Origin of the sequence: Paraliobacillus salinarum, assembly GCF_014083865.1 — a bacterium.
Classification (GTDB): Bacteria; Bacillota; Bacilli; order Bacillales; family Amphibacillaceae; genus Paraliobacillus; species Paraliobacillus salinarum.
In genome coordinates this window covers 24246-41122 of the sequence record NZ_JACEFA010000002.1, presented here as the reverse complement: position 1 = coordinate 41122, position 16877 = coordinate 24246, and the positions used below count along the sequence as shown (strand labels likewise).

Annotated in this window: 19 protein-coding genes; 17 read left to right on the top strand and 2 right to left on the bottom strand. The window is 34.7% G+C overall.

The genetic code is table 11. From position 1 onward, the window contains the following. Positions 1-22: 22 nt before the first annotated feature. Positions 23-754, bottom strand: a complete 732-nt coding sequence (locus HP569_RS03025) for a GntR family transcriptional regulator (RefSeq protein ID WP_182199674.1) — start codon at positions 752-754, stop codon at positions 23-25. Then, positions 751-1404 carry a YigZ family protein gene (locus HP569_RS03020; protein WP_182199673.1) on the bottom strand — a complete coding sequence of 218 codons (654 nt, stop codon included), beginning with the start codon at positions 1402-1404 and terminating at the stop codon, positions 751-753. Before HP569_RS03020 ends, HP569_RS03025 begins: the two co-directional genes overlap by 4 nt. Before the next feature lie 194 nt (positions 1405-1598). On the opposite strand from HP569_RS03020, the gene HP569_RS03015 reads away from it, so the two are divergent. The 17 genes from HP569_RS03015 (at position 1599) to HP569_RS02935 (ending at position 16861) form a co-directional block, all read left to right on the top strand. Continuing rightward, complete coding sequence (locus HP569_RS03015; RefSeq protein WP_182199672.1) at positions 1599-2726, top strand: sensor histidine kinase; 1128 nt, start codon at positions 1599-1601, stop codon at positions 2724-2726. Positions 2727-2895: 169 nt separating this feature from the next. After that, a complete protein-coding gene (locus HP569_RS03010) occupies positions 2896-3582 on the top strand; it encodes a response regulator (protein ID WP_182199671.1) in 687 nt (228 codons plus the stop codon). A 209-nt stretch (positions 3583-3791) separates the two neighbouring features. Next, positions 3792-4634 carry a DegV family protein gene (locus tag HP569_RS03005; RefSeq protein WP_182199868.1) on the top strand — a complete coding sequence of 281 codons (843 nt, stop codon included), beginning with the start codon at positions 3792-3794 and terminating at the stop codon, positions 4632-4634. A gap of 54 nt (positions 4635-4688) precedes the next feature. Further along, the gene (locus HP569_RS03000; protein WP_246366902.1) at positions 4689-6140 is read left to right on the top strand and encodes an ATP-dependent helicase ComFA; all 1452 of its coding nucleotides are present in this window, start codon (positions 4689-4691) and stop codon (positions 6138-6140) included. Between the two features lie 104 nt (positions 6141-6244). After that, positions 6245-6832 carry a ComF family protein gene (locus HP569_RS02995; RefSeq protein WP_182199670.1) on the top strand — a complete coding sequence of 196 codons (588 nt, stop codon included), beginning with the start codon at positions 6245-6247 and terminating at the stop codon, positions 6830-6832. Between the two features lie 95 nt (positions 6833-6927). After that, positions 6928-7353 carry a TIGR03826 family flagellar region protein gene (locus HP569_RS02990; RefSeq protein WP_182199669.1) on the top strand — a complete coding sequence of 142 codons (426 nt, stop codon included), beginning with the start codon at positions 6928-6930 and terminating at the stop codon, positions 7351-7353. An 88-nt stretch (positions 7354-7441) separates the two neighbouring features. Further along, positions 7442-7711: a flagellar biosynthesis anti-sigma factor FlgM gene (gene flgM, locus HP569_RS02985; protein ID WP_246366901.1), complete on the top strand. Its 270-nt coding sequence runs from the start codon at positions 7442-7444 to the stop codon at positions 7709-7711. A gap of 113 nt (positions 7712-7824) precedes the next feature. Beyond that, a complete protein-coding gene (locus HP569_RS02980) occupies positions 7825-8307 on the top strand; it encodes a flagellar protein FlgN (protein ID WP_182199668.1) in 483 nt (160 codons plus the stop codon). A 14-nt stretch (positions 8308-8321) separates the two neighbouring features. Beyond that, positions 8322-9854 (top strand): flagellar hook-associated protein FlgK, encoded by a 1533-nt coding sequence (gene flgK, locus HP569_RS02975; protein ID WP_182199667.1) that lies wholly within the window; start codon positions 8322-8324, stop codon positions 9852-9854. Between the two features lie 5 nt (positions 9855-9859). Beyond that, positions 9860-10783, top strand: a complete 924-nt coding sequence (flgL, locus tag HP569_RS02970; RefSeq protein WP_182199666.1) for a flagellar hook-associated protein FlgL — start codon at positions 9860-9862, stop codon at positions 10781-10783. Positions 10784-10853: 70 nt separating this feature from the next. Beyond that, the gene (locus tag HP569_RS02965) at positions 10854-11444 is read left to right on the top strand and encodes a DUF6470 family protein (protein WP_182199665.1); all 591 of its coding nucleotides are present in this window, start codon (positions 10854-10856) and stop codon (positions 11442-11444) included. 18 nt (positions 11445-11462) lie between these two features. Continuing rightward, positions 11463-11906, top strand: a complete 444-nt coding sequence (gene fliW, locus HP569_RS02960) for a flagellar assembly protein FliW (protein ID WP_182199664.1) — start codon at positions 11463-11465, stop codon at positions 11904-11906. 1 nt (position 11907) lies between these two features. Beyond that, positions 11908-12126, top strand: a complete 219-nt coding sequence (csrA, locus tag HP569_RS02955; RefSeq protein WP_182199663.1) for a carbon storage regulator CsrA — start codon at positions 11908-11910, stop codon at positions 12124-12126. Positions 12127-12259: 133 nt separating this feature from the next. After that, positions 12260-13105, top strand: coding sequence for a flagellin Hag (hag, locus tag HP569_RS02950; RefSeq protein WP_182199662.1), 846 nt, complete (start codon positions 12260-12262; stop codon positions 13103-13105). Positions 13106-13263: 158 nt separating this feature from the next. Further along, complete coding sequence (locus HP569_RS02945; protein ID WP_182199661.1) at positions 13264-13872, top strand: hypothetical protein; 609 nt, start codon at positions 13264-13266, stop codon at positions 13870-13872. Then, positions 13862-15712: a motility associated factor glycosyltransferase family protein gene (locus HP569_RS02940; protein WP_182199660.1), complete on the top strand. Its 1851-nt coding sequence runs from the start codon at positions 13862-13864 to the stop codon at positions 15710-15712. The genes HP569_RS02945 and HP569_RS02940 overlap by 11 nt, the downstream gene beginning before the upstream one ends. A 63-nt stretch (positions 15713-15775) precedes the next feature. Next, positions 15776-16861, top strand: a complete 1086-nt coding sequence (locus HP569_RS02935) for a DUF2920 family protein (protein ID WP_182199659.1) — start codon at positions 15776-15778, stop codon at positions 16859-16861. Positions 16862-16877 lie beyond the last annotated feature (16 nt).

Below are 16877 nucleotides of genomic sequence, written 5' to 3'. Positions count from 1 at the left end.
TTATTCTACTAGTTTCAAAAAATTAATCTGAGTTTCGTGGCATTTGTAAAGTGAAAATATATTTATCTGCACGATAGGCAGAGGTTACATATTCAAACGGTTTACCATTTGATAAAAAGGTTGTCCTTCTCATGTATAATACGGGATCTCCCTTTTTTAATTTGAGGTGTTTCTGTTCGTAGGGAGTAGCCAAACTTGATTCAATTTCTTGTGCTGCATGTGCAATTTCATAACCTAATTGTTGTTCAATATATTGATAGAAAGAGATTTTAATATTTGAAAATGTTTCTTTGTCTACAATTTTTGTTGGGGTATAAATAGTCTCTAATGAGATAGGTGCTTGATCAGCGAGGCGCAAACGTTCACTTACTAGCACAGGTTCCCCTACACTAATCATTAGTTTTGCTGCTATCATTGGGGTTGCTTCAATCTCTTCCAAATGGATGATTCGGTTTGAAGGCTGTAATCCTCTGGCAAACATATCCTCACTAAAACCTGTTAGACCCTGCAAGGCTTGTTGAAACTTTTTCTCAGCGACAAAAGTTCCTTTACCTTTTTGACGCGTAATTAATCCTTCGATAGCTAAATTATTAATGGCTTGTCTAACTGTCATCCGACTAATATCATACGTCTCCGCGTACATCCTTTCTGAAGGGAGCGCATCACCTGGAAGTAATTCTCTTTGTTCAATTTGTGTGCGGATTAAGTTTTCTAACTGATAATAGATCGGAATTTTGGAATTTTTGTTTATCATGAATGTTCCTCTTTCTTTTGTTCTGGTAATTCAATATATGTTTCTCCGTCTAAATGAATAACGACTTGATTATTTGTGATATCAATGATCCAGTCTTGAAATTTAGATACGTTTGCTAAACTTACTAAGACATGAAAAGTTACTTGTTCTAAATAATCAATTGTTTCGATGGAATAATCTGCATTTCTAAGTTCATTCTCGACTTTTCCAAGCAATGGATAGGTGACAGTGATTTTTAATTTTTGCATACGTTTACGTTTAACAATTCCAGTTGTATTTAGTGCTAAAGATGTAGTGCTAGAATACGCACGAATTAATCCACCTGCACCTAGCTTGATGCCGCCGAAATAACGTGTAATTACTACCGCGGTATCTTTTAGGTCTTTTTTCTTTAAAACCTCTAAAATTGGAACACCAGCTGTACCACTAGGCTCTCCATCATCATTTGCTTTTTGAATCTGATTGTGTTCCCCGATCATATAAGCAGAGCAATTATGTGTGGCGTCATGATGTTTTTTCTTTATTTCTTGAATAAAAGCTTGTGCTTGATCTTCTGTTTCCACTCGACGCACATAGCCAATAAATCTTGATTTCTGTATAACTTGTTCATCCGAACCATTTGTATTTACAGTATAATACTGTTCTAACATAAAATAACCACCTTTATCCTTATTATATAGATAGCAGTTAAAAACGGCAATCCATAGATAAATATGCTATGATAAAAAAGGAAAAGAAAAAATATTAATTTTGTTTTAATTCTAATACAAACGATCTACATTTTTACTAACACACCGACACAAAAAAACAGGTTGATCGAATAGATATATTTAGGTGGGATAAAATGAGAACAGAGAATGATTTAGATCGAATTATTAATGAAATGGTAGAAGCTGTAGAGAATAGTAAAGATGACATATATTCGATTAGCGAGGAATCACGCGAAGAGTACCAAACACTCACTGAACAATTAAGTTTATTGAAACAAAGCGTCAATCAGAATATAGATGAATCGGAACAATTAGAGGTTAAAGTTAAGCTTTCCAGACAACGCTTGGCAGAGGTAAGTAATTACTTTGATAGATTTAATGAAGTCGAAATAAAAGAGACGTATGAACAAGCGCACCAGCTGCAGAGTGAACTGAAAATGATGCGCGAGAAAGAAAAAACATTACGCCAGCAAAGAGATGATGTTGAGCGGCGTTTGAAAAAACTAGATCAAACGATTGAAAAAGCAAATGGTCTCGTAAGTAAAGTGTCAGTTGTATTAAATTATTTGAATGAAGATTTCAGGCAAGTTGGAGAGATTATCCAAGATGCCAATGAAAAACAAGCATTTGGGTTGCGAATTATTGAAGCGCAAGAGCAAGAACGTCGCAGGTTATCTAGAGAAATACACGACGGGCCGGCACAAATGCTAGCGAATATTTTACTTCGTTCAGAAATTGTTGATAAAACATTTAAAGAGTATGGTAGAACAGAGGCATTAAAAGAAATGAAAAGCATGCGTAGCTTAGTTCGCTCTTCCCTTTATGAAGTGAGAAGAATTATTTATGATCTAAGACCGATGGCATTAGATGACCTTGGATTAATACCGACAATAAGAAAATATGTTGATAATATGGCTGACTATAATCGAATGTCAATCGATTTTACTTGTAAAGGTAGGACAGATCGTCTTCCGTCAAAATATGAAGTTGCTCTCTTTCGTTTAGTACAAGAAGCAGTACAAAATGCTGTGAAGCACGCAGCGGCACAAAACATTGAGGTGAAGCTGAAGATTCATACAACAAATGTGATAGCGGTAATTCAAGACGACGGCAAAGGCTTCGATATTAATGAGAAGAAGCAGAACTCTTTTGGATTAGTCGGGATGAAAGAAAGAGTGGAAATGCTAGATGGAGAACTTTCGATTCATTCTAAGGAAGGAGAAGGTACAAAAATACTGGTTCAAATTCCGTTAAATGAATAAAAAGTTGTACAACAAATCGACAATAATCATGTATAATTAACAAATGTACTATGTCACTTGCGAAAACACTTGATTAACTTAGATATGTTAATTCCATAAAAAAGCATTTTATAGTTTAATAAAGAAAAATGAAAAAGAAAAAATAGAGGATGATATGGGAGGAACAAAAATGGCCAAAAAAATCGTACTGATCGATGACCACATTCTATTCCGTGAAGGAGTCAGGCGAATCTTGGAATTTGAAGATGATTTCCAAGTTGTTGCGGAGGGCAACGACGGAGATGAAGTAATCTCTTTAGTTGAAGCTTATAATCCTGATGTTGTTTTAATGGACATTAATATGCCACATATTAACGGCGTGGAAGCAACGAAAGGATTAATTGATAAATACCCAGAATTAAAAGTTATCATTTTATCTATTCATGACGATGAGAATTATGTCACACATGCATTGAAATCAGGTGCTCAAGGATACTTATTAAAAGAAATGGATTCAGATACATTAATTGAAGCAATCAAAATTGTAAGTGAAGGTGGATCATACTTACATCCAAAGGTTACACACAACCTAGTCAAAGAGTTTAGGCGTTTAAGCGATTCACAATCTGGAAAAATTGAGCAAATCGAATACCGTAAACCATTACATCTATTAACACGTAGAGAATGTGAAGTGCTACAGTTGCTAGCAGATGGAAAAAGTAACCGCGGTGTTTCTGAAGCGTTATTTATTAGTGAAAAAACAGTTAAAAACCATGTGAGTAATATTTTACAGAAAATGAATGTAAATGACCGTACACAAGCAGTTGTAACTGCCATTCGAAACGGTTGGGTGGAAGTGGTATTTAAAACCAATTAATTTTAAGCTTACAGTTTGATTATTGCTTTATCTAAGCGATAATCAAACTGTATTTATTTTCTAAATATAGACGACGTATGTTTAATTTATGCTTTCTTCTATTTAGTACTATGATTTTGTTTCATTTTTGGTTAGAATAGAAAAGAATATGTAATCATAGATTTTAATATTGTTTTTAATAGATGGTGAAGAAAGGTACGATAACAATTATGAGCGTAGTTGTAATGACAGATAGTACGGCTTACATACCTGCCGATATTCGAGCCCAGTTTAATATTGAGATGCTTCCACTTAACGTGTTAATTGATGATGTTTCTTATGAAGAAGAAATTGACTTAACAGCAGAAGCGTTTTACCCTTTAGTGAGAAAAGCAAAAGATCTACCCAAAACCTCTCAGCCCTCCATTGGATATATTACAGACCGATTAGAAAAGCTAGCAAAAGATTATGATGCAGTCATTTCTATTCACCTCTCAAGTGGAATTAGTGGTACATATCAAGCTTTAGTTGCCGCTAGTAATATGGTAGAAGGAATTACGGTATATCCATTTGATTCAGAAATTAGTTGTATGGCCCAAGGTTTTTATGTGTTAGAAGCGGCAGAAATGGCACAAGCAGGATCAGATGCAACTACAATTATGCAACGATTACAAGAGATCAAGCAAACGATGCGTGGTTATTTTGTTGTTGATGACCTCACTCACCTACATCGCGGCGGACGTCTTAATGGCGCGCAAGCTTTATTGGGAAGTGTACTTCAAGTGAAGCCAGTGCTACATTTTGTTGACAAAATAATTGTACCATTTGAAAAGATTCGCACACAAAAGAAAGCGGTAAAGCGGATTGTTTCCTTATTTGATGAAGATGCCAAAACAGGAAAAGCAATACGCGCTTCAGTCATACACGCGAATCGTCCACAAGAAGCAGAGGCGATCAAACAAGAACTTGAATCCACATATAAAAATGTTGAAATTACAACAAGCTACTTCGGTGCAGTCATAGGCACCCACCTAGGCGAAGGCGCAATCGGCCTCGTTTGGTATATCAAATAATGGGACATTGGGGTCAGACCCTTTTGTCCCATTTTATAAGGAGTGTGTTGTGCATTGTTATTTTCATTTCGTAAAAAGAAGGATGATTTTTCTTATTTACCTTCATCAGATAAATCTCTGTCAGATCTTGCGCAAGACCGCTTTGACATCCCTTCGCTGAGCCACACTTTATCAGGAAAGCTGTTTCTCCGAGAAGAACTCCCACTTAAATCTCATCAACTCGAAACGCTTCAGCAAGAACAATTCATTCAAACGATTCCTTCCATTACAACAAATCCAAATCATTGTAGACGTTGCGGGAACACTCAAACTTCCCTATTCGGTGAAATACCTTGTGCGAGATGTAATTCAACACATATCTATTGTAGGAACTGTATTGAAATGGGGCGGGTATTACAATGTGAAGAATTGTATTATTGGACTGGCCCTAAACCAACATACTCCATTCCAAACGAAATCTGTGCGTGGGAAGGTAAGTTAACTGGCGCACAACAACTTGCGGCAGACCGAATTTGTCAAACCATCGATCAAGCAAAAGAAGAGCTACTTTGTTGGGCAGTTTGTGGAGCTGGTAAAACAGAAATGCTTTTTCCGGCTATAACGAAAGCAATCATAGCTGGCAAGCGAATCTGCCTCGCAACTCCAAGAGCAGATGTTGTTAGAGAGTTATTCCCGCGGTTTCAACAAGCATTCCCTCATATCACAATTACCGCATTGTATGGTGGCGCTGAAAAAAGAGACGCACCGTCACAGCTAACACTTGCTACTACACATCAGCTGATCCGTTTTGCTGATGCTTTTGACGTCATGATTATTGATGAAATAGATGCCTTCCCGTACCATGCTGATCCATTACTGCCATACGTGACGAAACGCGCTGCAACGAAACAGGCAGCATTCATTTATCTCACTGCAACACCAAGAAAAGAGTTAAAGCTTAGGTCAGACAACGGTAAACTCCCGACTGTTTTTGTACCTATTCGTTATCATGGACAACCTCTACCAGAGCCACAATTCATCATTTCCCTTAACTTAAAAAACACCCTTGAGAACTATGGACTACCAAAAACCTTTTGGAATTGGTATCACAATAGAACGCAAGCAAATAGACAGTTATTAATTTTCGTTCCAACTGTTGACCATTCGAATCAACTATCTCAAACATTGCAAAAACAATTACCAGGTCAAAATATAGCAGCGGTTCATGCTGATGATTCTGAACGTGAAGAAAAAATTCAACAATTTCGTAACAAGCAACTTTTTATTTTATTTTCAACAACAATTTTAGAAAGAGGGGTTACGTTCCCATCTGTTGATGTTGTCGTCCTCGATGCGGGCCATGATGTGTTTGATCAAGCTGCTTTAGTACAAATAGCAGGGAGGGCAGGCAGAAGTGCGGATGATCCAACAGGCGATGTGATTTTTATCCATGATGGAAAAACAAATGCAATGATTGATGCAAAACGAATGATTTCACAAATGAATCAGAAAGCGAGGAAACTGTGATGGAATGTGTTTGGTGCAATAAAAAAATTTATCCAAACGTTACTTGGTCGACCTTTTTGTACCCTGAAAAATTAGCGCCATTATGTCATTCATGCCAGGGGGAATTGAGGTGGATTGAACGTGCCGATTGTATCGATTGTGGAAGACAGTACAAAGATGGGGCAAAAAAAGAATCGAATCGATGTCAAGATTGTAATAGGCGACGAGAGACTAGCCAACAATTTCTAACAAAAAACAGATCGGTTTTTCAATATAACGAACAATTGCAACCAATGATTACAAAGTGGAAGTACCGCGGAGACTATTGCTTAATTGAAGCATTTCGTGCGCCTGTTCAAGAAGGATTTAAAACGTACTTCTCTGATTTGAATGCCGACACGATTGCTGTACCAATACCTTTAAGTCCGCAACGATTACAGGAACGTGCTTTTAATCAAGCTGAGGCAATTGCGCAATTATTACCACTGCCTACATGCGAGTTACTAAAACGTGTACACGGAGAAAAACAATCTAAGCGATCACGAAAAGAGCGATTGGAAGCATCTAATCCTTTTCAGCTTTTCAAATCTACAAATAAACCAGTACTTTTAATTGATGATATTTACACAACAGGTACAACACTCCAGCAAGCGGCCGAGATACTAATACAATCAGGATGTCCAGAGGTCTCGTCCTATACGTTAGCAAGATAAAAAAATTCCTACGATCTTACTATTTATATAAAACAAATTATACCGATATATATGATATAATGTAAGCGTATTGAAGAGCAAAGGTGGTTGCATTCATGGGAGAATTAGATAATTGTAAAAACTGTGATAAATTATTTGTGCGGACAACGAGCGATGTATGTCCAGACTGTTTAAAACAAGAAGAGAAAAAGTTTCAAATTGTCTATAATTTTATGCGTAAGCGGGTGAATCGACAAGCTACCGTGCAACAAATTGTTGAAGGTACTGGAGTAGAGGAAGAGCTAATCTTGAAGTTTGTTAAAGAAAGACGACTACGCGCATCCCAATTTCCGAATTTAGCCTATCCATGCGAGAAATGTGGCGCAATGATTCAAGATGGTAAACTATGTTCCGATTGCTCACAAGAAATTGCAAACGACTTAGCATATCAAGAAAAAATAGATCAAGTACAAGCTCGTAATGAAGAGGCAGAACGGGCTAAAGCACGAACATATTATGCGATTGACCGATCAGATAAATAAAATTTAACTTTTTTAAAAGCATGACGATATAAATATAGAAGAAACTAAAAATATATTTTTCATAGATAGATTAGACAAAGGCGGGTGAATGATTGTGAAAATTCATGGAACAAATCATTCCAATTTCAACCCTTATCAGAAGCAGTTTAACAAACAAGCAGAAACAGTGAGTAAACAACCACAGTCAGATAAACTTCAGATTTCAGATCAAGCCAAGAAAATGCAACAAGGTGACAAAGTTCAATCTCAACGTGAAGTACGTGTGAGTGAGATTAAACAAGCGGTTGAAAATGGAACGTATCAGGTAGATTCAAAAGAAACAGCAAGAAAAATGCTTAGCTTTTGGAGCAAAGGATAATGGGTTCAGTTTTAAATTGACCCATTATTCTTTATGTATTTCCGAAGCGAATATAAGGTAAAACACTAACTAAGCATATCAATATTTTCTACAATGAGAGGGGAGCATTGGTAATGACGCTCCAAGCAATTCAACGTTCATTAGAACAATTATTACAGTTACACCAAAGTTTATACGCGCTATCCGCTCAGAAAACAGAAGTATTAAAGAGCAATGATATAAACCAACTACAAGAGCTTATGAAAAAAGAAAAAAAGCATATGAAAGCAATAAATGAAACCGAGCAAAACCGAGTCGAACAGACAACAAAATGGGCGCAAGCAAACGGGTTGGCAGAAGACGCGGTCACTGTAACAGCAATGCTGGATCATTTGCAGGATACGGAAGCAGGACAAACATTAGAACAAATAACAACAACGCTAACGGAAACCCTAGTTAAATTAAAGCAGCAAGAGCAATTAAACCAACAACTTACACAACAATCACTACAATTTGTTCAGTTATCAATGGATATGATCGCACCAACGATTGATACATTCAATTATGGTGAAAAGCAACAGACGAATAAACGCTCTGTGTTTGATTCAAAGGCCTGAGGAGGAAATTATTAATGGTATCTACATTTCATGGATTAGAAGTAGCGATGCGTGCATTAAATTCGCAGCAAACTGCTCTCTATACAACATCACATAACATTTCTAATGCGAATACAGAAGGATATACGAGACAGCGTGTTAACTTTGAACAAGTGTCAACACTTACTGGTTCGCGCTATACAGAAGGCGTAAAGTCAAACATAGGTAGCGGTGTACAAGCTGGATCAATCCAACGTGTCCGTGATAGTTTTTTAGATGTGCAATTTAGAAATGAGCATGGAAAGGTTGGTTATTATAATCAACGAGCAGCGGCTTTAAAACAAATGGAAGATCTTATGAATGAGCCGTCGGAAGAAGGTTTAAATGCAGTAATGGACCAATTTTATGGTTCTTTACAAGATTTAGCGGACCATCCAGAGGACTCCGGAACCCGTTCTGTAGTAACACAAAGAGGATTAGCATTAGCAGATACATTTAATTATCTCAATAGTTCTTTGCAAAAAGTGCGTGGGGATTTAAAGAATCAACTTGATGTAACAACAAAAGACATTAATTCAATTCTTACCCAAATTAATGATGTCAATGATGAAATTAAAGGGATTGAGCCACATGGTCATGTGCCCAACGATCTATATGATGAACGCGATCGTTTAATTGATCAACTTTCATCGATTGCTAATATCTCTGTTACGTATGATAAAAGTAGTGGTCAACCAAGTCCAATTGCTGAGGGTGTAGCGACCATTACTTTAAATGGTGTTGGACAAGATGTGACACTCGTTGATGGTAAAACAGGTACCGTAAACCACTTAGAGATAATATACGATGGAGATGACAATGTTGAAACATTTAGCTTTTTTAATCCAGATGATGCAGCGGCGTCAACCATTGATATTGCTGCAGCTGACTTCGATTCACAAGGTGAATTAAAAGGCTTGATGGAGATGAATGGGTATATAGGCGAAGATGTTGACGGTGATGGCAATGGAGATGTTACAGGTTATTATAATGAAATGATAAGCGATATAGATGACATGGCAAAAGCATTTGCTGACGCATTTAATACAGCACATCAAAATGGGATTGATTTAAACGGGGATAGCGGGTTAGCTTTCTTTGAATATGATCCGGACTCTCCTGCAGGTTCTATAACAGTTAATCAAGGCATTATAGACGATCCAGATTTGATTGCTGCGAGTATAAATGGTGATGCTGGTGATGGTTCAAATGCCACTAACTTGTCAGATGTATTAAACCAAAAGGATATTGGTTTAGGTGAAAATAAATCCACAAGGGGTTTTTACCAATCACTCATTGGTGATATGGGTGTCAAAACACAAGAAGCAAATCGAATGCTTTCAAATGCTGCAGTTCTTCAGCAACAAGTTCAAGAAAACAGAGCATCCGTAAGTGCTGTCTCATTAGATGAAGAAATGACTAATTTGATTCGATTTCAACATGCTTATAATGCAGCAGCTCGAGGAATGACGGCAGTTGATGAAATGCTTGATCGAATAATTAATAATATGGGATTAGTAGGGAGGTAAAGTAAATGCGCGTAACCCAAAGTATGCTAACTAATAATATGTTGCGTAATTTAAGCAATAGCTACAGTAGCCTTGATAAGTATATGGATCAATTGTCAACAGGGAAAAAGATTAGCAGACCATCACAAGATCCAGTAGTAGCAATGAAGGGAATCAATTATCGCTCTCAAGTTTCCGATATTAAACAATTTCAACGTAATATGGGTGAAGTGAATAATTGGTTAGATAATTCAGATGACTCTCTAAATGAAGCAAATGAAATTTTACAAAGAATGAGAGAACTATCTGTTCAAGCAAGTAATGGAACCTATGAAGAAGGGCAAAGAGAGAATATTGCCGAAGAAATAGATCAATTAAAAGCTCATTTGGTTGAAATCGCAAATACGAAAGTAAATAATAAATATATTTTTAATGGGACAAAGACAACAGGTACGGATGATGGGACAGGTAACATGAATCCTCCTGTAACTGTAAACCCTGATGGCACTGTGAATTCGGTTGCTGATTTACTGCCGGAATCAACGGAAGTAACTATTGAAGTTTCAACTGGTACTAAATTGCAGGTGAATAGTAATCCAAATAATGTGTTCAGTGCAGATCTATTTAAAGATATTGAAGCATTTTCTGATGCTTTACGCTCAGGAGTTCCTGATGAAGATTTAGATGATTATATTGGAATGATTGATAAACACTCAGAAAATGTGGTAAATGAAAGAGCAAATATTGGTGCCCGAATGAACCGTGTGGAATTAATTGAAGATCGGCTGAGTGGTCAAGAAATTTCAGCAAAAAGTATGATGTCGGATAACGAAGACGCAGATATTGAAAAAGTAATTCTTAATTTGACTACGCAAGAAAGTATTCATAGAGCTGCACTTAGTGCTGGGTCTCGTGTAATTCAGCCAACGCTATTAGACTTTTTAAGATAATGAAAAGACTTGTCACTAGTTTGTGACAAGCCTTTTTATTAATTCTAGTAGGAGCGAAAGGGTGATATTTATGGATATACCACAAATTAGAATACAGTCACAGCCTGCGTTAATTTCAATTCAAACAAATACTGCAAAGCGAACAATTGAACAGCCAAAGGCAACACAAGAAATTCGACAGCCAAAGGCAGAAGTTGATATACAAACGTCGCCTTCTAAGCTAACCATCGATCAATCTCAAGCTTGGTATGACATGAATATAAGAAGCCCAGAAGAAATGAATAAAGATGCAGCCAGAGAAGGTTATCAAAAGGTCATGCAAGGAATTGCTCGAAGAACACGCCAAGGTGAACAATTAATGAAGATTGAAAATAATTCAAATCCGATACCAAGTCAAGCGATTGAAAATGGAAATGATAAACAAAAACAATTTAATGTTGGCTGGATTCCTTCCGTTTTCTCTGTAAAAACAAATTATCAGCCATCAGAAGTTAATATAAATGTTCAAATTAATAAGCCGATTATTAATCATACACCTAACAAGCCTGTTATACAGTATCAGCGCGGATCTGTTAATACGGGAATTCGTCAAGAAGCTAGCCTAGAAATTGATTTTGAAAATCTTAAATTTCAAGGAATGAATTTTGAAATGCTCATTTAAAAAGGAGAATTGACGGTAATGAATATACAAACAAAATATCATGGTCAAATAGATATAGAGAATGATAACATATTAACCTTTCCGCAGGGCATTCCAGGTTTTGTGAATGAAAAGAAATTTGTATTGCTCGAATTACCGGGAAATTCTGTTTTTCAAGTGCTACAATCGATAACAACAAGTGCTTTGGGGTTTATCGTAATAAATCCTTACCAGATTTATCATGATTATGCGTTTGATTTAGATAATCATATAATAGAAGCATTGGAAATAAAATCGCCTGAACAGGTAAAAGTAGTATCTATTGTTTCTTTAAAAGAACCATTTGAACAAAGTACGATAAATTTACAAGCGCCAATTATTATTAATCATGTAAATAATCTTGCAAAACAGTATATAACGAATGAAAAAAAACATTTAATTAAGGCTCCGCTACAACCTTCTAAACAAGAGAGGGAGGGGTAACATGTTAGTCTTAACTAGAAAATTACATGAAGCCATTCAAATTGGAGAAGATATTGAAATAAAAGTAGTTGGCATAGATGGTGATCAAATTAGACTAGGTATTTCCGCTCCGAAACATATAGAAATTCATCGTAAAGAAATTTATATTGAAATTCAAGAAGAGAACAATCGAGCAGCAGATATATCGACAGATTTACTAAAATTTTTAAAAAAAGATTAAAAAATACTAAACAATCTTTTTTTGATACCGATATTATAATTGAACACCGGTTGAAACTAGAGACGGCCGCTTTAGTTCATTCGGTAACCCACAAGGATGTGGAATATAATTAAAACTCAAGGAGGAATTACAAGTGAGAATTAATCACAATATTGCGGCGTTAAACACACACCGTCAACTATCTGGTAACAACAATGCAGTTCAAGGTTCATTAGAAAAACTATCATCAGGTCTTCGTATTAACAAAGCAGGGGATGACGCAGCAGGTCTTGCAATCTCTGAAAAAATGCGTGGTCAAATCCGTGGACTTGATATGGCTCAAAAGAACTCTCAAGATGGTATTTCTTTAATCCAAACAGCTGAAGGTGCGTTAACTGAAACACACGCAATTCTTCAACGTATGCGTGAATTAACAGTACAAGCTGGTAACTTAGGTACTCAAGAAAAAGAAGATCTAGATTCGATTCAAGATGAACTCAATGCTTTAGTAGAAGAAATCGATGGAATTGCTAATCGTACTGAGTTTAATGGAAAGAAATTAATAGATGGTTCATTCTCTAGCGGAACAGCAGACCTAACTTTCCAAATTGGTGCTAATTCAGGCCAACAACTGTCAGTTAATATTGCATCTATGAAAGCTGCTGATTTAGGCTCTGGTGATATATCCACGATTGATGTTTCTACCTTTACATCTGGAGGACATGTTGATGCTGGATTAGATGCTATTGATAAAGCTATCACTGCAGTTTCAACACAACGTTCTGAATTGGGTGCGGTTCAAAACCGTTTAGAGCATACAATTAACAACTTAGGTGCTTCTCAAGAGAACCTAACAGCTGCTGAATCTCGTATTCGTGACGTTGACATGGCTAAAGAAATGATGGCTTTCACTAAGAATAATATTCTTACACAAGCTTCTCAATCTATGTTGGCACAAGCTAACCAAGCACCACAGGGTGTATTACAGTTATTACAATAATTTTTAAAAAAAGCAAGGTCATCTACTAAAGGTGGCCTTGTTTTAACTTTTTCTGTAATTTACTAATTTATGTTTAGTTAAATATTAGCATTGAAAATACAATAAAATTGTCGATATAATAGAGAGAGCAGATTACATATAAAATGAGGTAATAAATAATGAAACTAATTATCGACCAACAAGCAATGGAACTGAAAAACGAGCGTTCAGCAATCGATTATATTTATACATGTATTAAAGAGAAATTAGATCAATCGGATAAGAAATTCAGCCATATGATATTAGATGGTCAAGAAATCTATGAGGATTTTGAAGATGAGATAGTAGAACAAATAAACACGTTGGAAAATGTGGAGATTGTATTCCTCACCTTGAAAGAATTAATGAACGAAACATACCTTACTGGAGAGTCTTATTTAGCACGGGCATTACCTGAAATAAAAGCAACTGTAGATTTATTTTATCAGGGTGGAATAGAACAAGCTTGGGATAACCTTGAACAAATTTTGTTTGCTTTACAATGGATTGATCAATTAGTAGAGTCAATTGAAAAGTCAGAACACCAACCAACAAATTGGAATGATTATCTAATCATTATAACATCAATAAGAGCAGAACTTGTTCAATTAGAAGAAGGGATAAGGTTGAAAGACAACATATTAATAGCAGATATTCTAAACTATGAATTAGTTCCGGCTTTAGAAAATTTAAAAGAGACCTTTACTAAATCGATTGATTTGGAAGGGGAACGTAGAAATGCTAATTGAAAATAAAAATTTTCTCAGAATTAAACATCGAGATTTACTTAATGAATTAAAAAGTACACCAAGGGATACAAATATCAGTGTAATAGAAAAATCAAAAAATGGTTTGCCAACGATAAAAACTGAAATAGATTCTCAATATAAGTATATCCATAGTAAATACGATCCTTCTGCTGAAGCTGATCGTCTTGTTGATTATTTTGAATGTGAAGAAAGTAGAGATCATATTATTGTATTTGGTTTTGGTCTAGGTTATCATTTGCAATCATTAATGCAGAAACACCCGGATTTTTCATTTACAATTTATGAGCCAGATCTAGATGTATTTAACACTATGTTAAATACAATAAAATTGGATGAGATCTTTGATAGAAAGAAATTAAGTTTTATCACTAGAAAAAATCTTGAGCAAAAAATTCATGAGCTACAAACAATATATAATCATAATATTCAAGTTTTTTCGCTTCCATTTTATGAAAGATACTACAATGGCGAACTACATGAATTATATAAATTAGTTGTAACATCATTGAAAAATCAAAAAGGACGTTTAGTAACTAATGTTTCATTTCAACAAAGATGGACGGTTAATGCTATTAAAAATATACCAGCTGTCCTAAGAACACCTAACATTTTAAAGGATGTTAATACCGATTGTTTCAAAGATCAAACGGCTATTATTGTTGCAGCAGGACCTAGTTTGAATTATGAGTATGAAAACTTAAAATATATTAAAGAAAATAAACAAGCATATATATTTTCTGTTGGTTCAGCAATTAATTCTTTAATAGAGCATGATATATTACCTGATGCTGCATGTACTTATGATCCAACAGAAAAAAATCAAATTGTTTTTAAAAGCATTAAAGAAAAGAATATAAAAGATGTTCCTTTAATTTTTGGAAGTACAGTAGGTTATGAAACTTTGGAAAATTATCCGGGGAATATGCTTCATATGATTACTAATCAAGATACTGTAACACCTGTTTTACTAGACAAAGATAAAGACATACAAATTGTATTTGATGCACCATCAATTGCTGTAGTGACCTTTCAGTTACTGACCAAATTAGGTTTTTCTCAAATTATACTTGTTGGTCAAAATTTAGCTTATGAGAAGAATAAAATGTATGCGGATGGAATAAGTTACGCACCAGAAACCATTACTAACAAAATGATTCCGACTCAAAATGTATATGGAGAAGAAGTGTTCACAGATGAAGGTTTTAGTAGGATGAAAGATCAACTTGAACAATATATCTCTTTAGTTGACAATATTAAAGTATATAATACTACTAAAGGTGGAGCAAGAATAAAGGGAGCATCATTTATTCCTTTAGAAAAATTAATTCACCAAGATTATCTAGAAAAGAATACTGTGGAGTCAGAATGGGATTATATCAAAGATAAGACCCACCAAAATTATCATTCAAAAAATATATTAAGCTTATATAAAGCAAAAATTGAGTTGCAATCACTAATCATAGAAGCAAACAAAGTTATCGATCAGTGTAAAGCAATATCGATAAATAACACACATAATCTAGAAAAAAAACTTGTTAAATTTGATAAGCTATTTAAAAAAGTAAAGAAAAATAAATATTATATAACTATTATTGGTCCAATGATTCGAGTGCAAACAGAACAACTTGTTAATCAATCGAAAAAAGTCAGACTAGAGACAGATATGGATAAAAGGTTATCATTGATAGATAATTACTTTGGAGCGTATCTTCTAGAAATTGAATCTCACATTAGTTTGGTTGAACCACATATGAAAGAATTAATTGAAGATATTGAAAACAATAATGTAGAAAATGAAATTCTATATAAAGATTACTAATTGTACGTAATATGATAGTCAATCTACACAACATCTTTAACTATTAAGGAAAAAGGTACAAATATGGCAGAACAACATTCAGTAACAATTCATGCACACCCTAATATATATACAGGAAAAGCAAATAGAAACTTAAAAGTTGACTTCTGTCTTCCTTCATCTGGAGTTAACGAAAAGACCGGATTACTGGTTCTAGTTCCTGGTTTTGGAGGTCATTTAGAGTCAAAGGTTTATGTGAAAATGAGAAAAAACTTTGCTGATCAATATAATTTAGTAACTATTCAATGTGATTATTTTGGCAATTCGTATATGCAAACAGCAAAGCGTTTTTCTTTAAAGAATGTAAAAGAAACTAAAAAGCATTTTACACAGAACGAATGGAATGAAATAAACAAAGAAAAAAATAGTATTTTAGAAATCATAAGCGACAAAAACATTGTTTTACCTGTTAAAGCTCAATTAGATGAAACATTAGATGAATTTAATGATATGAGTTACATGCAAGCGATAGATATTATTAATGCCATAGAAGCTGTTGATATCTTATTAAAAGAAAACAATCTGACTTATGATACAAATAGAGTTATTGGATACGGGCACTCGCACGGAGCCTATCTATTATATTTGTCAAATAAATTGGCATCCAACTTGTTTTCTTATTTAATAGATAATTCAGCCTGGATAGAGCCTGCATATTTATATAATAATCGTTTTCTAAATCATAAAATTGAGAATTCAATACTGTCTATCGAGTTTCGTTATCTAGCAAAAGAAGTAATTCAAAACAAAAAGGTATTAAATTTACATTACTTATGCAAAGATTTTGAAAACATTCAAATTATTGCTTTTCAAGGTAACGATGATAGTCTTGTTGATCACAAAGAAAAGAAACAAATTATAAAAAGTATGAAAAACACTGACTTCATACTTGTGAAAAAAGAAGATATCGACAACATAAAATACACTACGAATACACATGGATTAGGTGCAGATTATCTGGAATTATTTTCTTATGCATTAACATACGAAAAAAACATCTTTAAAAAAGTAGATAGAAAACTAAATTATAAAATAGATTTTCTCAGCTTTCATATAGAAGTGGATTCCTCTAAAGGATTATCTGTTTTTAAATTCGTACAAAAAGGATAGAACACATCCCCTTACT